Consider the following 14,465-nt stretch of genomic DNA (forward strand, 5'->3'; position numbering starts at 1 on the left):
GTGCAACAGCACGTAACACCCCAAAAGGCCGCCTTCATCGGGCGGCCTTTTTCATGTCGGGTGTGGAATGAAATCAGGTCAGGGGGGGGTGCCCCTACTCCGCCGCCTTGGCCACAATCCTCGATTTCGGGAAGCGCAGGCTGACGGTCGTGCCTTTGTTCCGGTCGGAATCGATCACGATATCGCCGCCATGGAGCTGGATGAAGGTCCTGACCAGCGACAGCCCAAGCCCGGTGCCTTCGTGGCTGCGCGTCATCACGCTTTCCACCTGCCCGAACGGTTCCAATGCCGTATCGATTTCATCCTCGGTCATGCCGACCCCGTCATCCTTCACCATCAGGACATAGCTGCCGTCATTGGCGATGGAACAGCCCACAGTCACATGCCCGCCGCCCGGCGTGAACTTGATGGCGTTCGAAAGCAGATTGAACAGCATCTGCTGGACGATGCGTTTATCGGCCAGAATATACATGTCCTTGGTGATCTCGCGGCTCAGCGTCAGCCCGGCCTCGCGAACATTGAACTCGACGATCGGCAGGCATTCCTCAACCAAAGCATCGAGGCTGAACTCCTCTTCCTCAAGCTCAAGCTTCCCAGCCTCGACCTTGGCCAGGTCGAGAATGTCGCTGATGATATCCAGAAGCATCTTCCCGCTTCTATGGATAAAATTGCTGTATTCTTCGTAGCGTTTTTCCCCAATCCGCCCAAAGATTTGCAGGTTCATCACCTCGGAAAACCCAATGATGGCATTGAGCGGCGTCCTGAGCTCATGGCTCATCTTCGCGAGGAATTCGGTTTTGGCACGGTTGGCTTTTTCAGCCTCCTCCACCGCGTGCTGAAGCTCTACCGTCCGCTGCCGGAGCTCGGCCTCCACCTCCTTGCGGCGGCGGACTTCCTCCTCCAGCATGAGGGAAACCTGGAAAAAGCGGGAAAGCCCGATCCCGGTCAGCACGATCCCCGGCAGGTAGCCCACCAGGGCCTCCAGCATGTTCCATGTCTTGAGCGGCGCCAGCGACAGCATTTCGTCGAAAAGCGGGGTCTTTTCGAGATAGTCGACAAGCGCGGTCAGCGTCAGGATCATGGTACCGACGAAGACGAACTTCAGGCCGAAGTCCAACCCGCGCCAGCGTTTATAGCGGACGATCAGCGCGGCCGGAACCGTCGCGATGCCCAGAAAGATCAGCAAGTCGGCATGCATCAGGTTCATCCCGCCCTCCCTCTACAGAAGGCGGATGCCGCTGATTTAGCGTCCCTTTTGCTCATAGTCCCCCCAATCGGTCCGTATGAGATCATCGGTCAATGAAACAGCCAGGCTGTTCACCCCTGCACTATAACAGTTAAATTCATGCCCGGAAGCCCCAATACCGTAACGGCCATAACCCGGGCATGACAGGCCGGATCAAACAGGCTACATAGAAAACCGGTTCCAATTCAGCTGTGGAAAGCCCTTTATGCCGCGCATTCTTTACATCCATATGTGGCCCATCTGGCTGCTTGGCCTCCTGAGCGGCGGCAAGTCTTTCAAGGCCAACCCCATTCTGGGCGCGCGGCTCCTGAATTTCCTTGGGCTGCATGTGCTGCGCGTCGTGCTGGCGCATGGGTTCGCGCATATCCGCTGGCTGATGCTGAGGCCGATGATGCCCCCGAGCGAGCGAGCGGCTTATCACCGGGACGGCTTTGTGGCGCTTGAAGGCTTCCTGTCGGCGGACGAGGTCAAAGCCATCCGCGCCGAGCTTGCCGCCTATAAGGGCGAGGCGCGCCAGATGCTGCAGGGCGATACCGCGACCCAGAAAATCCTGCTCACGGACGACATGCTGGTCCCCTGCCCACAGCTCAATAAAGCGGTAACGGCAAAGGGTTTCCTGCACCGGCTTTACTATTGTGGTGCCAAGGCGCACCGGCCGCTTCTCTATATCCAGCGCATCCGCAATGGCTGGTGTGAGGGCGCCGCTGACCCGCAGAAAGCCATGCATTCGGACACGTTCCACCCCACCATGAAGGCCTGGCTGTTCCTGGAGGACGTCACGCCCGAGAAAGGGCCGTTCACCTATGTGCGCGGCTCCCAAAAGCTGACGCTCAAGCGGCTCGGGTGGGAATACAGGCGCTCCCTCGTCGCGGCGCGCATTCATGACGGCTATTCCGAAAAAGGGTCCTTCCGGGCCGATGACGACGATCTCAAGGCCATGGACCTGCCCGCGCCCGAAGGGCTGACCGCAAAGGCAGGGACCTTCGTCATCGCCAACACCAACGGCTTCCATGGCCGCGGGCAAGCAGCCGAAGGCGCAAGCCGGTTGGAGATATGGGCCTATAGCCGCCATAACCCGATGAACCCGCTGCCGGGCTTCGCCAGCCTTGCGCTCAGCCGTTTGGAATACGCATTGACGCAAGCCTTCTGGCGCCATAAGGACCGGGAAGCCGCGCAGAAAGGCTATCCCGCCACCTGGCACCTGATCCCGGCGGAGAAGATGCTGGACGGGCTTGAGGACTAACTGCCAATCTTCGCCATCCGCCATCATATTGCCGAATTATTGTTCAGATTGTCGTGCGTTAGCGCTATTGTCCATTAACGTTATTTTTTCAGGGGTTTAGCAGAGCAATGCCTGCACAGGATATCACCGCCATCATTCTTGCCGCAGGCAAGGGAACCCGCATGAAGTCGGACCTGCATAAGGTCCTGCATCCGATCGGCGGCAAGCCGATACTGCGCCACCTGCTGGATACGGTTTCGGGCCTCGCGCCCGCGCGCACGCTGCTGGTCGTCGGCATGGGGCGGGACCAGGTCGCGGCCGCGGCCCCTGATGTGGAAATCGTCACGCAGGCCGAACAACTGGGCACCGGCCACGCGGTCCTCGAAACCCGCGATGCCGTCGGCCCGCACACCGGCGACGTGATCGTGCTTTATGGCGACGTGCCCTTCATCCCGCTTTCTGTGATGCAGGCGATGATCGCCGCTCGTCATGCCACGCCGGACACCGGGCTTGTCGTCCTCGGCTTCCGTCCCGCCGACCCCGGCCGCTATGGCCGGCTGGTGCAGGATGCGGACGGCGCGCTCGAGCGCATTGTCGAATATAAGGATGCCAACGCAGAAGAACGCGCCATCGGCCTCTGCAACTCCGGCATGATGGTGATCGACGGCGCACATCTCTATGGCTGGCTGGACCAGCTTGAGAACGATAACGCCGCCGGGGAATATTATCTGACCGACCTTGTGGCCGTTGCCCGCCAGGAAGGCCATGGTGTCGCCGTGGTGGAAGCCACCGAAGACGACGTGCTCGGCGTCAACAGCCGTGCCGACCTCGCCTTGGCCGAACGTTTCTTCCAGGCAAAAAAGCGCCAGGAAGCGATGGACGCGGGCGTGACCCTCACCGACCCGGACAGTGTTTATTTCAGCCATGACACGGTGCTTGGCCGTGACGTGAGCGTGGAACCCAACGTGGTGTTCGCCCCCGGCGTGACCGTGGAAGACGGTGTGACCATCAAGGCCTTCTCGCACCTCGAAGGCACTACCGTACGTGCAGGCGCATCCGTTGGCCCGTTCGCACGGCTCCGGCCCGGCGCGGACATCGGTGCGGGTGCCAAGATCGGCAACTTTGTCGAAATCAAAAAGGCCACGCTGGACGCAGGCGTGAAAGTCAGCCACCTCAGCTATATCGGTGACGCGACCATCGGCGCCGACGCCAACATCGGCGCGGGCACCATCACCTGCAATTATGATGGCTTCCTGAAGTTCCAGACCACCATCGGCGCCGGGGCCTTCATTGGTTCCAACACTGCGCTTGTCGCGCCTGTGAATGTGGGTGCGGGCGCGATGGTTGGCGCGGGCAGCGTGATCACCGCAGACGTGCCGGATGATGCGCTTGCGGTCGCGCGCGGCCGTCAGGAAGGGCGCGAAGGCTTCGCCAAAACTTTCCGGGAACGCCAAGCGGCCAAGAAGGCCGAGCAGAAAAAGGGCAACTGACTATGTGTGGCATTATCGGCATTCTCGGGAACACGCCTGCGGTTCCGCGCATGATGGAAGCGCTGAAGCGGCTTGAATACCGCGGCTACGATTCCGCCGGCGTCGCCACCGTTGAGGACGGCACGCTGGGCCGCAGGCGCGCACCAGGCAAGCTCGCGAATCTTGAAGCCACGCTTAAGGCTGACCCGCTCGGCGGCATGGCCGGTATCGGCCACACGCGCTGGGCCACCCACGGCTCGCCCACCGAAGCCAACGCCCACCCGCACATGACCGGCCGCGTGGCGATCGTCCATAACGGCATTATCGAGAATTTCCGCCCGCTCAAGGATGAGCTCCTGAAAGCTGGCGTCACGTTCGAAGGCGAGACCGACACCGAAGTCGTCGCCCGCCTCTTAACCCGCTATCTGGATGAAGGCCTGGCGCCACGGGATGCCTTCCATAAAACCCTCAGCCGCCTTGAAGGCGCCTTTGCCCTCTGTGTGCTGATCGCGGGCGAGGACGACCTGATGTTCGGCGCGCGCGAAGGCAGCCCGCTGGTGGTCGGCCTTGGCGACGGTGAAAACTATCTGGGCTCGGACGCCATGGCGCTCGCCGGTCTTTCCAGCAAGCTGATTTACCTCGAGGAAGGCGACTGGGCCGAATTGAGCCGGGAAAGTGTGCAGGTGTATGACGCCGCAGGCGCGCCGGTTAAGCGCCCAGTGACGCTGAGCCAGGTGGCCGCCACCATGGTCGACAAGGGCAACTACCGCCACTTCATGCAGAAGGAAATCTTCGAGCAGCCGACCGTGGTCGCGCAGACGCTGGGGCGCTACCTGGACCCCAACAGCGGCACCGTCACCCTGCCCGACATGCCGTTCGACCTCGCGGGTGTGAACAAGGTCACGCTGGTCGCGTGCGGCACCAGCTATTATGCCGCGCTCGTCGCCCGCTACTGGATCGAGAAGATCGCGCGGGTGCCGGTCGAAGTGGATATTGCCTCCGAATTCCGCTACCGCGCGCCGGTCTACCAAAAGGACGGGCTGGCCATCTTCATCTCGCAGTCCGGCGAAACGGCGGACACACTGGCGGCCCTCCGCCACGCCAAGGCGGCCGGGCAGCATATCGCCGTGCTTGTGAATGTCATGGGCAGCACCATGGCGCGTGAAGCCGACGTGGCCCTGCCCATCTATGCCGGGCCCGAAGTTGGCGTCGCCAGCACCAAGGCCTTCACCTGCCAGCTTGCCGTGCTCGCCGCTTTCGCCATCAAACTTGGCGCGGCGCATGGGCTGGTGGATGCGGCGCAGGAAGCCGCCTATATCGCCGAGCTTGAACAAACACCGAAGCTGATGGCGCAGGTGCTGCACGCGGACGGCAAAATGGCGGACATCGCCCGCCAGATCGCGCCCGCGCGTGACATATTGTTCGTCGGCCGCGGCATCCAGTTCCCGATCGCCATGGAAGGCGCGCTCAAGCTCAAGGAAATCAGCTATATCCACGCCGAAGGCTATGCCGCGGGGGAGCTGAAGCACGGCCCGATCGCACTGATTGACGAAACCGTGCCGGTGATCGGCCTCGCCCCCAATGACGGCCTGATCGACAAGACCATGTCGAACCTGCAGGAAATCATGGCGCGCGGTGGCCGTGTGGTGCTGATCTCCGACAATGCCGAGGATGAGGAAGGCCTTCTGGACCGCTTCCCGATGCCGAGCGCGGGCGAACTGGTGGCGCCAATCCTCTACGCCATTCCGGTGCAGCTGCTGGCCTATTATACCGCAGTCGAAAAAGGCACGGACGTGGACCAACCCCGCAACCTCGCCAAATCCGTCACGGTGGAATAACGCCGCTCACATATGGAGGAAGCCCCCATGGAAACGATCGATATTCACGGCATCAGCCTGCCCAAGCTTGGGCTCGGCACCTTCAAGCTGACGGGGGATGAGGGCCAGAAGGCGGTCGAGAATGCGCTCGCGCTTGGCTACCGCCATATCGACACCGCGGAAATGTACGACAATGAGGAAGCGGTGGGCGCCGCTATTGCCGCGGCTGGTGTACCGCGGTCTGACCTGCATGTCACCACCAAGGTCTGGTACGACCACCTGGCGCCGGATGCCATGCGCCGCGCGTGCGAGAGCAGCCTGAAGAAGCTCGGCCTCAACCAACTCGACCTTTACCTGATCCACTGGCCCGCACCGGGCATGAACCTGGGTGGGGCGCTTGAAACCCTCGGCCAGCTGAAGGACGAAGGCCTGATCCGCGCCATGGGGGTCGCCAACTTCACCCTGCCCCTGATGCGTGAGGCGGTGGAACAGATCGGCGCGCCGATCGCCTGTAACCAGATCGAATATCACACCTTCCTGGACCAGACGCCGATGCTAACCTTCCTGCGCGGACACGGCATTCCGCTGGTGGCCTACAGCCCGCTTGGGCAGGGCCGCGTGGCCGGGAATGAGACGCTGCAAAAGATCGGCGAAAAGCATGGTGTGTCGGCGGCGCAGGTGGCGCTTAAATGGCTCCTCGATCAGGACGGCGTCATCGCCATCCCGAAAGCCGCCCGCACGGTCAGCCAGCAGGCGAACCTGGACGCCTGGGGTATCACGCTTGATGACGCGGACCGCGCGGCCATCAAGGCGCTGCCGAAAGACCAGCGCTTCTGCGCCCCGGATTTCAGCCCCAAGTGGGACTGAACCCCACCCGAACCGACAAACAAAAACGGCGCCCCGATCAGGAGGCGCCGTTTTTTTTGTTTCTCTATCAGGCCGTGCTTATGTCCTGAGCACCCGGTAGATCGCCGGGATCACCAGCACGGTCAGCGCCGTTGAGGACAACAGGCCGAACAGCAGCGAGATGGCAAGACCCTGGAAGATCGGGTCCGCCAGGATCACTGCCGCCCCGATCATCGCCGCGAGCGCGGTCAGCATGATCGGCTTGAAGCGGATGGCGCCGGCTTCGATCAGCACCTCAACCGGCGACAGGCCGGGTGAGGCCGAATGCCGGATGAAGTCCACAAGCAGGATCGAGTTGCGCACGATAATCCCCGCGAGCGCGATGAAACCGATCATCGACGTGGCGGTGAAGGGTGCCCCGAACATCCAGTGCCCCAGAAGGATACCGATGAAGGTGAGCGGCACCGGCGTCAGGATGACGAGCGGCAACTTGAAGGAGCCGAACTGGGCCACCACGAGGATGTAAATGCCCAGAAGGGCGACCCCGAAGGCGGCACCCATGTCCCGGAAGGTGACCCAGGTCACTTCCCATTCACCGTCCCACAAGAGCGTCGGATGGCTTTCATCCTCCGGCTGGCCATGGAGCGAGATCACGGGCTTCTGAAGGCCGGTCCAGTCCTGTGCGTCCAGCGCCTTGTCGACCGCCTGCATACCGTAAAGCGGCGCTTCGAAGGCCCCGGCGAGTTCCGCCGTCACCATTTCAGCCGAGCGGCCATTGTGGCGGAAGATCGGGTAAGAATCCCGCTCCTCCTTCACTCTGACCACATCGCCGAGTTCGACAACGCCCCGGTCACCCGGCAGCACGTTGGCGGGGATCGGCGTGGTGAGATAATCCTCATCCAGCGTCTTCTGGCCCTTCGGCCGCTCGATCCGGATCGGGATCGGCTGACGCCCGCCACCGCGGTGCGAATAGCCCACCGTCTTGCCGCCACCGAGGATCGCCAGCGTGTCGAACACGTCGCTTTCCTGCACGTGGAAATATTCGGCGTCATCGGTGGAGATGGTCGCCCTCAGCCGGCGGGCCGGAACACCGTAGCTATTGTCCACGTCGACGATGAAGGGCACCGAACGGAAGGCCTTTTCGACCCGGGCTGCAACCGCGCGCCGGGTTTTAGCGTCCGGCCCATAGATTTCGGCAAGCAAGGTCGCCATGACCGGCGGGCCGGGAGGCGGCTCAACAACTTTGAGGCGCGTGCCCTTGGGCACATCCAGTTTCGTGAGCCGGTTGCGGATTTCGAGCGCGAGTTCGTGGCTCGTGCGGGACCGGTCGCCCTTCGGCGTCAGGTTCAGCGCAACGTCGCCCTGCTCCGGCTTCATGCGCAGATAATAGTGGCGCACGAGGCCGTTGAAGTTGAAGGGCGACGCCGTGCCCGCGTAAGTTTGCGCGGAAATGACTTCCGGCATCTTGAGCACATTGTCTGCGATGTCCTGCGCGACCGCGTCGGTGGCTTCAACCGACGAACCTTCCGGCAGGTCGACTTCCACCGCCAGCTCCGACTTGTTGTCAAACGGCAGCAGCTTCACGGTCACATGCTTGGTGTAGAAAAGCGTGAGCGAGCCGAGGGTCAGCGCCCCGACAACACCGAGGAAGATCCAGCTTTTCTTCTTGGTCTCCAGGATCGGGCCCGCGACCATCGCATAATAATGGCCGAGCTTGCCGCCGTGCGGTTGCGCGTCAGCGTCCGCATGCGCGGGTGCCTTGCCTGCGATCTTCATCATCAGCCACGGCGTCACCATGACAGCGACGAAGAAGGAGAAGATCATCGCGGCCGAGGCGTTCGCCGGGATCGGGCTCATATAAGGGCCCATCATGCCGGAGACGAACAGCATCGGCAGCAGTGCCGCAACCACGGTGAGCGTCGCCACAATGGTCGGGTTGCCCACTTCCGCAACCGCGTCGATCGCGGCACGGCGGCGGTCCCTGCCATCCTTCATCGCCCAGTGGCGCGCGATATTCTCGATGATGACAATGGCGTCATCCACCAGAATACCGATGGAGAAGATGAGCGCGAACAGCGACACCCGGTTGAGCGTGTAGCCCATCAGGTTCGAGGCGAACAGCGTCAGCAGGATGGTCACCGGAATGACGATGGCGACCACGCCAGCTTCCCGCAGGCCGATCGCGAACCAGACGAGGATGATGATCGAAACGGTGGCGAGGGCCAGGTGGAACAGAAGCTCGTTCGCCTTCTCGTTCGCGGTTTCGCCATAGTCCCGCGTCACGTCAACCTGCACGGTTTTCGGGATCAGGGTGCCTTCCAGCATATGGACGCGGTTGAGGATCTCATCCGCTACGGTCACGGCGTTGGCGCCCGCGCGCTTGGCCAGCGCCAGCGTCACCGCCGGTACGCGCTGGATTTTGCCGTCCTTGTCCCTGGTGACATTGGCCACCAGATGCTCAGCCGTATTGGTGGCGAAGCTGACATCCGCGACATCGCGCACGTAAATCGGGCGGTTATCCCGTGAGGTCAGCAGCAGGTTGCCGACGTCTTCCGGCGTCTTCAGGGTTTCGCCCGCAAGCACCGAAATCTGCTGACCCTTGTCGCGCACCAGACCCGCCGGAAACGACCGGTTGGCGCCCTGGACCTTACCGGCAAGCTGCTGAAGCGTGATACCATTGAGCGCGAGACGTTTGGGGTCAGGCGCGATGCGGATTTCCTCACCGGTTTCACCGACGATATAGGTCAGGCCGACATTTTCGATCTTGGCAAGTTCGGTCCTCAGCTCCCGCGCGATGCGGGTGAGGTCATTGGCGTTGATCTCCTTGTCCATGCCCGGTTTGGGCGCCAAGGTGAGCGAGACGATGGCGACATCATTGATGCCGCGTCCGACGATCAAGGGTTCGGGGATGCCGACGGGGATGCGGTCCATATTGGCGCGCACCTTGTCATGCACCCTGAGGACGGCGGCATCGGCCGAGGTGCCGACAACAAAACGCGCCGTCACCATCACCTGGTTGTCGCTCGTCTGGCTATAGACATGCTCAACGCCGTCGATGCCCTTGACGATGGTCTCCAAGGGTTCGGTGATCAGCTTGACCGCGTCTTCGGCCTTAAGCCCGTCCGCGCGCACATGGATATCCACCATCGGCACGGAGATTTGCGGCTCTTCCTCCCGCGGCAGCGTGACGAGCGCGATAAGCCCGAACGCGAAAGCCGCGATCAGAAAGAGCGGGGTCAGCGGCGATTTGATGAAGGCGCGTGTCAGCGCCCCCGCAATGCCCAGTTTCCCCTGTTCTTCATTCGTGGAATTTTCGCTCATGGGACGATAACCGTGTCACCCGCGGCGAGGCCGCTCAATATTTCGACATAGTCGCCGCCGTCATGCTTGATGTGCTCACCCGGCACCACGGCGCGTTCCACCGTCTGCCCGTCTTCCTTCACCATCACGAAGTCGAGGCCCGACCGGGTGGTTACGGCGCTTGCCGGTACCAGAAGCGCATCGCGCTTGCCCACCGGCACCTCAACCAGCATCCGCGCGTTGACGAAGTCTGTGTCGAGATCCTTGACCTCCACATCGGCGACCACGCGGCCGTTCTGGATTTCCGGGTAGATTTTTGCCAAGTGGCCTTCGCTTTCGCCGTCCACCGTGGTGATGCGGATCGGCGCGCCCTGCTTCAGCGCTTCGGCGTGACGTTCCGGGATGGCGAGGCGCAGGAAGAAGCCGCCACCGCCAACCATGGCCAGCGCTTCGCCCGGCTGGATGACCGAACCGACCGTGACCGGGATCGTCAGCACCTTGCCGTCAAGCGGGGCCAGGACCTTGCCTTCCGTGCTTTGCTGTTCAACCACCGAGCGCTGGGACTTGGTAGACTGAAGCTGGTTGCGGAGCACATCCACCTGCGTGCGCAGCTGATCAAGCCGCTGCTTGGTCACCACACCCTTTTCCAGAAGCGTCTCACCGCGTTTGAGGTCGGCCGAAGCCGTCTTCAGCTGCGATTCGAGCGCCCGTATCTGGGCGTCGAGCGCATCGGTCTGGTAGGCCAGCTTCTGGTCCTGCACCAGGCCGATCTGCTGGCCGGCCTTGACCGCATCGCCTTCGGTGACGGTCAGCTTCATGACCACGCCGCCGATACGGGCACGCGCGGGCACGGTATAGCGGGCCTCCACACGGCCGTAAACCGGCTTCCATTCAGTGATGGACGTCGGCGTGAGGGAAATAGCTTCAGCGAAGGCCGGGCTTGCTATCGCAAACAGCCCGACCAGGAGGAAAAGCACACGCATAGCGGTTTCTTCTCTTTCAGTTTTTAGAAGGCGTTACCCGGCTTGAAGCCCAGCTTGCGGAAGATCATGGCCGCAGGGCAGAAACCAGTGAAGGCCGACTGGAACATGTTGGCGCCGACGAAGACAGTCAGCCAAACGAACAGCGGCGAGACCCACACGGTCAGCGCGACCGACAACAGAACCATAATGCCGGCAAATGCGAGAACAGCTTTATCTACAGACATGTCATGTCTCCTAACAGGGTTGTATTTTTACCATACACGGAAACGAACCTGATGTCGCTTCCGTGTATGTTTGGGTTCATCCGACGACTTAGTCGGATGACTTTTCGGTTTTGACATCCTTCAGCTTGCCGATGCCGAGCGCCTGCAGCGCGAGCTTCTCGTAGAAAGGCTCGGACACACCGCTCTTGATCTTGTGAAGGAAGTATTTCTCGAAGCCGATTTTGGCGGCATGCACCCACTTGCCCGACGACGCCCAGTTGACGTTCCGGGGCGGGATTTGCGGCTGGGCCACGAAGGCCACGCCCGAATCGCCGAAGTCCGCCAGGCAGACCGCGTTCCAGGTCGCCTGGGTGTCGGGCTTCTTGCCCTCGAGCAGGCGGCAGATATTGCGCGTGGTCGCCGTGACCATCGATTCGATCATAAAGCCGGTTTTCGGCACACCGACCGGAACCGGGGTCTTGCCGACCGGCGGAATGGCGACACAGACGCCGATGCCGAAGATTTCCGGGAAAGCCGGGTTCTGCTGGTGCTTGTCCACGATCACGAAGCCGCGCGGGTTGACGAGGCCTTCGATGTCACGCACGGCCGGCACGCCGCGGAACGGCGGCAGCATCATGGTGTAAACCTGCGGCAGCTCATGCTCCTTGGCGACAGAGCCGTCTTCCGCAATTTCGGAGACGATCATCTTGTCTTTTTCGATCCGCTCAACCTTGGCGTTGCAGATCCATTTGATGTGATGGTTGCGAAGCTCGCTCTCGAGCAGGCCTTTGGTGTCGCCCACGCCATCGAGGCCGAGGTGGCCGATATAGGGTTCGGAGGTCACGAAGGTCATCGGCACCTGGTCGCGCACCTTGGCGTCCCGCAGGGCCTTATCGAGGATGAAGGCATATTCATAGGCCGGGCCGAAGCAGGATGCGCCCTGCACGGCGCCGACGATCACCGGCCCCGGGTTCTTCACCAGCTCGGCAAAGGACTCTTGCGCCTTAACGGCATGGTCGACGTGGCACACGGACTCGGTATTGGCATCCGGGCCCAGGCCCTCGATTTCGTCAAAGGCCAGCTCCGGCCCGGTCGAGATGACCAGATAGTCATAGGCCAGCGTTTCGCCGTCATTGAGCTCAAGCGCCTTTTCCTTGGCCAGAACGCGCTTGGCGCCCTGCGGATACAGCTTGATGCCGCGCTTCTTGCACACGGCTGCGAGATCGACCTCGATCGACTCCTTGCTGCGCCAGCCAACTGCGACCCACGGGTTCGATGGCACGAAGGAATAAGTGCTACCGATGTTTACCATGGAGACCTGGTGTGCCTTCCCGACGGCATCCCGCAATTCGTAGGCCATAATGGTGCCGCCGAGACCGGCGCCCAATACCACGATATGTGCCATTACATACTCTCCCAGTTTCCGCAAAGAGCGGTCTAATCCATCGGACAAAATTTGTCCACTAATCCTTACTATTACAAATTTACCATTCCGGCGATAGCGCCACATTGACGCAGGTCAAAATCTGACGAAACGTGTCAACCTTGTCCGGTCCCGCGTGTTTCTGGCGCGGAAGAGCCGTTTTAAAGCGCGTCGATCACTGCCGAAAGCTTGCCCCGGACAGCCCCGGCGACATCGCCGAGCTTGTCGTTCTTCACCGATGCCATCGAGGCGACAGGATCAACGGCGGAGACTTCCACCTTGCCATCCCCGGCGTCCTGAACCACCACATTGCACGGCAGCATGGTGCCGATCTTATCCTCGGCCTCCAGCGCCTTGTGGGCGAGCACCGGGTTGCAGGCCCCGAGGATACGGTAGCGGCGGAAATCCACATCCAGCTTCTTCTTGAGGGTCGCCTGCACGTCGATCTCGGTCAGTACGCCGAAGCCCTCGGCCTTCAGGGCCTCCGTCACCCGCGCGATCACTTCATCGAAATCACCCTCAACCGTTTTGCTGAAATGGTAGCTCATGCCCGTCTCCTTCACCTTGCGGAAAAACATCGCCGACCCGCCCCTTTTCAGGGCCCGATGGGTGGCATCCTGTCTCCCTGATACTATATGAAGGCTGACAGTTTCTTGACTTTATACAAGCGGAACGGGAGATCAGGTGTGAGACCGAAACGGCTGAGGCTCGAAGGCGTCACACGGCAGGACCGGCATCAGGTTATCGCCGCCATCGGCCACGCCGTTACCGGCGCAGAGGGCTGGGTTGTCGATCATACGCTTTTCTCAAACATGGCCGCCGCTTTCCAGTTGGCCCTGCCCGCCAAACAGCTCCCTGCCCTGGCCGCACGGATGAAAGATGCCGGTGTCCGGCTGGATACAGAAAGCCTCGCCCGGCTTGCGGATTTCACAGGCGGCGGGGCCACCGGGGATGCGGAGATATTCCTCTCCCTCAGCCTAACCTTCCTTCATAATGAGCCTGACCTCCGGCGGGAAATACCCGCCGTTCCCGGCTAAACGCCTTTCAGCCCGCCACGTCCTCGAAAAGTTTCATCAGCCGCAGAGAAAGCGGGCTTTGCGGCCGGTGGCGGCGGCGGATGATCTGCGGGCGCGTGGTCATGGCCATGAAGGCGAGCGAGACGGCCACGAGCGGCCGGTGGCGGGCAAGCCGGGCGATCACCCGGTCAGGCGCAAGCACGACCATGTCGCCCGAAAGCGCCACTTCGGCCAGTGAGTCGTAATTATCGCATTCGAGCGTCATGCCTGTGCCCATCTGGCGGATCATGTCATCCGCTGCCTGCCGGAGACCTGGCGGCGCAGGGACTGTGCCGATGGAATATGAGCGCAGGTCCTCAGTGCTCTTGGGCGGGGTTTCCGTGAAAGGGTGCCCTGCCCGCACCATCGCCGCCACCGGCTCGGGCGCGAGCGGGGTGGCCATAAGGTCCGGGTCGTGCGGATCGACGTCAAAGTCATAGACCGCGAAATCCAGGCTGCCAGCCATCAGGCGCGGCAGCAGGTTGTCGGCATGGCCGGTTTCAATGAGGAGCGCGCCTTCGAGCGCCGCATCGCCGCTGAGCCGGGTCAGCACATCCGGCACCACGCCCGCCTGCACGGCCGGGCCGACCCCGACCGTTACACGCCCGGCGCCGCCTTCGCGCCACAACCGTGCCCGGCGCTCGACCTCATCGGCGTCCTGCACCAGCCGCCTGCCGTCCGCCAATATATCCGCCCCGATTTCGGTAAGCACCAGCCGCCTGCCCGCGCGCTCGACCACCGGCACACCCAGAAGCGCCTCCATCCGGCGCAGGCTTTTGGTGAGCGCGGGCTGGGTGAGATGCAGCGCCTCAGCGGCTTTCTCGAGCCCGCCATGGTCGACGATGGCGATCAGGTGCCGTAGGTGACGGATTTCGAGCATTACATATCCATAAGTTATTTA

At 62.0% G+C, this 14,465-nt stretch carries 12 protein-coding genes; 5 read left to right on the plus strand and 7 right to left on the minus strand.

The genetic code is table 11. From position 1 onward, the window contains the following. Positions 1-94 precede the first annotated feature (94 nt). A complete protein-coding gene (locus K6118_RS11645; protein ID WP_247120527.1) occupies positions 95-1,207 on the minus strand; it encodes a sensor histidine kinase in 1,113 nt (370 codons plus the stop codon). Positions 1,208-1,451: 244 nt separating this feature from the next. On the opposite strand from K6118_RS11645, the gene K6118_RS11650 reads away from it, so the two are divergent. The 4 genes from K6118_RS11650 (at position 1,452) to K6118_RS11665 (ending at position 6,621) form a co-directional block, all read left to right on the plus strand. After that, complete coding sequence (locus K6118_RS11650; protein WP_247120528.1) at positions 1,452-2,489, plus strand: phytanoyl-CoA dioxygenase family protein; 1,038 nt, start codon at positions 1,452-1,454, stop codon at positions 2,487-2,489. Positions 2,490-2,596: 107 nt separating this feature from the next. Next, complete coding sequence (gene glmU, locus K6118_RS11655) at positions 2,597-3,958, plus strand: bifunctional UDP-N-acetylglucosamine diphosphorylase/glucosamine-1-phosphate N-acetyltransferase GlmU (protein ID WP_247120529.1); 1,362 nt, start codon at positions 2,597-2,599, stop codon at positions 3,956-3,958. A 2-nt stretch (positions 3,959-3,960) separates the two neighbouring features. Continuing rightward, positions 3,961-5,775 (plus strand): glutamine--fructose-6-phosphate transaminase (isomerizing), encoded by a 1,815-nt coding sequence (glmS, locus tag K6118_RS11660; protein WP_247120530.1) that lies wholly within the window; start codon positions 3,961-3,963, stop codon positions 5,773-5,775. Between the two features lie 27 nt (positions 5,776-5,802). Then, entirely contained in the window at positions 5,803-6,621 is an 819-nt protein-coding gene (locus K6118_RS11665; protein WP_247120531.1) for an aldo/keto reductase, read from the plus strand. 78 nt (positions 6,622-6,699) lie between these two features. Here the strand turns inward: K6118_RS11665 and K6118_RS11670 are convergent, their stop codons facing one another. From K6118_RS11670 to K6118_RS11690, 5 genes are all read right to left on the minus strand, one after another. Next, complete coding sequence (locus tag K6118_RS11670; RefSeq protein ID WP_247120532.1) at positions 6,700-9,921, minus strand: efflux RND transporter permease subunit; 3,222 nt, start codon at positions 9,919-9,921, stop codon at positions 6,700-6,702. Then, positions 9,918-10,883: an efflux RND transporter periplasmic adaptor subunit gene (locus tag K6118_RS11675; RefSeq protein WP_247120533.1), complete on the minus strand. Its 966-nt coding sequence runs from the start codon at positions 10,881-10,883 to the stop codon at positions 9,918-9,920. The genes K6118_RS11670 and K6118_RS11675 overlap by 4 nt, the downstream gene beginning before the upstream one ends. 23 nt (positions 10,884-10,906) lie before the next feature. Then, complete coding sequence (locus K6118_RS11680) at positions 10,907-11,107, minus strand: YgaP family membrane protein (protein WP_247120534.1); 201 nt, start codon at positions 11,105-11,107, stop codon at positions 10,907-10,909. An 88-nt stretch (positions 11,108-11,195) separates the two neighbouring features. After that, the gene (locus tag K6118_RS11685) at positions 11,196-12,491 is read right to left on the minus strand and encodes an NAD(P)/FAD-dependent oxidoreductase (protein ID WP_247120535.1); all 1,296 of its coding nucleotides are present in this window, start codon (positions 12,489-12,491) and stop codon (positions 11,196-11,198) included. A gap of 179 nt (positions 12,492-12,670) precedes the next feature. Beyond that, positions 12,671-13,057, minus strand: a complete 387-nt coding sequence (locus K6118_RS11690; protein WP_247120536.1) for a DUF302 domain-containing protein — start codon at positions 13,055-13,057, stop codon at positions 12,671-12,673. A gap of 138 nt (positions 13,058-13,195) precedes the next feature. On the opposite strand from K6118_RS11690, the gene K6118_RS11695 reads away from it, so the two are divergent. Beyond that, on the plus strand, positions 13,196-13,546 hold the full coding sequence (locus tag K6118_RS11695) for a hypothetical protein (RefSeq protein WP_247120537.1): 351 nt from the start codon (positions 13,196-13,198) through the stop codon (positions 13,544-13,546). Between the two features lie 7 nt (positions 13,547-13,553). Here K6118_RS11695 and K6118_RS11700 read toward each other — a convergent pair whose 3' ends face one another. Beyond that, positions 13,554-14,444 carry a LysR family transcriptional regulator gene (locus tag K6118_RS11700; RefSeq protein WP_247120538.1) on the minus strand — a complete coding sequence of 297 codons (891 nt, stop codon included), beginning with the start codon at positions 14,442-14,444 and terminating at the stop codon, positions 13,554-13,556. Between the last annotated feature and the right edge of the window lie 21 nt (positions 14,445-14,465).

The sequence above is a fragment of the Kordiimonas marina genome (assembly GCF_023006325.1).
Classification (GTDB): domain Bacteria; phylum Pseudomonadota; class Alphaproteobacteria; order Sphingomonadales; family Kordiimonadaceae; genus Kordiimonas; species Kordiimonas marina.

Excerpts from the sequence above, each read along its gene's own strand:
- K6118_RS11700 (WP_247120538.1), bottom strand. The coding sequence starts at position 14,444 with ATGCTCGAAATCCGTCACCTACGGCACCTGATCGCCATCGTCGACCAT.
- K6118_RS11650 (WP_247120528.1), top strand. The coding sequence starts at position 1,452 with ATGCCGCGCATTCTTTACATCCATATGTGGCCCATCTGGCTGCTTGGC.
- K6118_RS11670 (WP_247120532.1), bottom strand. The coding sequence starts at position 9,921 with ATGAGCGAAAATTCCACGAATGAAGAACAGGGGAAACTGGGCATTGCG.
- K6118_RS11685 (WP_247120535.1), bottom strand. The coding sequence starts at position 12,491 with ATGGCACATATCGTGGTATTGGGCGCCGGTCTCGGCGGCACCATTATG.
- K6118_RS11690 (WP_247120536.1), bottom strand. The coding sequence starts at position 13,057 with ATGAGCTACCATTTCAGCAAAACGGTTGAGGGTGATTTCGATGAAGTG.
- glmU (WP_247120529.1), top strand. The coding sequence starts at position 2,597 with ATGCCTGCACAGGATATCACCGCCATCATTCTTGCCGCAGGCAAGGGA.
- K6118_RS11665 (WP_247120531.1), top strand. The coding sequence starts at position 5,803 with ATGGAAACGATCGATATTCACGGCATCAGCCTGCCCAAGCTTGGGCTC.
- K6118_RS11680 (WP_247120534.1), bottom strand. The coding sequence starts at position 11,107 with ATGTCTGTAGATAAAGCTGTTCTCGCATTTGCCGGCATTATGGTTCTG.
- K6118_RS11645 (WP_247120527.1), bottom strand. The coding sequence starts at position 1,207 with ATGAACCTGATGCATGCCGACTTGCTGATCTTTCTGGGCATCGCGACG.
- K6118_RS11675 (WP_247120533.1), bottom strand. The coding sequence starts at position 10,883 with ATGCGTGTGCTTTTCCTCCTGGTCGGGCTGTTTGCGATAGCAAGCCCG.
- glmS (WP_247120530.1), top strand. The coding sequence starts at position 3,961 with ATGTGTGGCATTATCGGCATTCTCGGGAACACGCCTGCGGTTCCGCGC.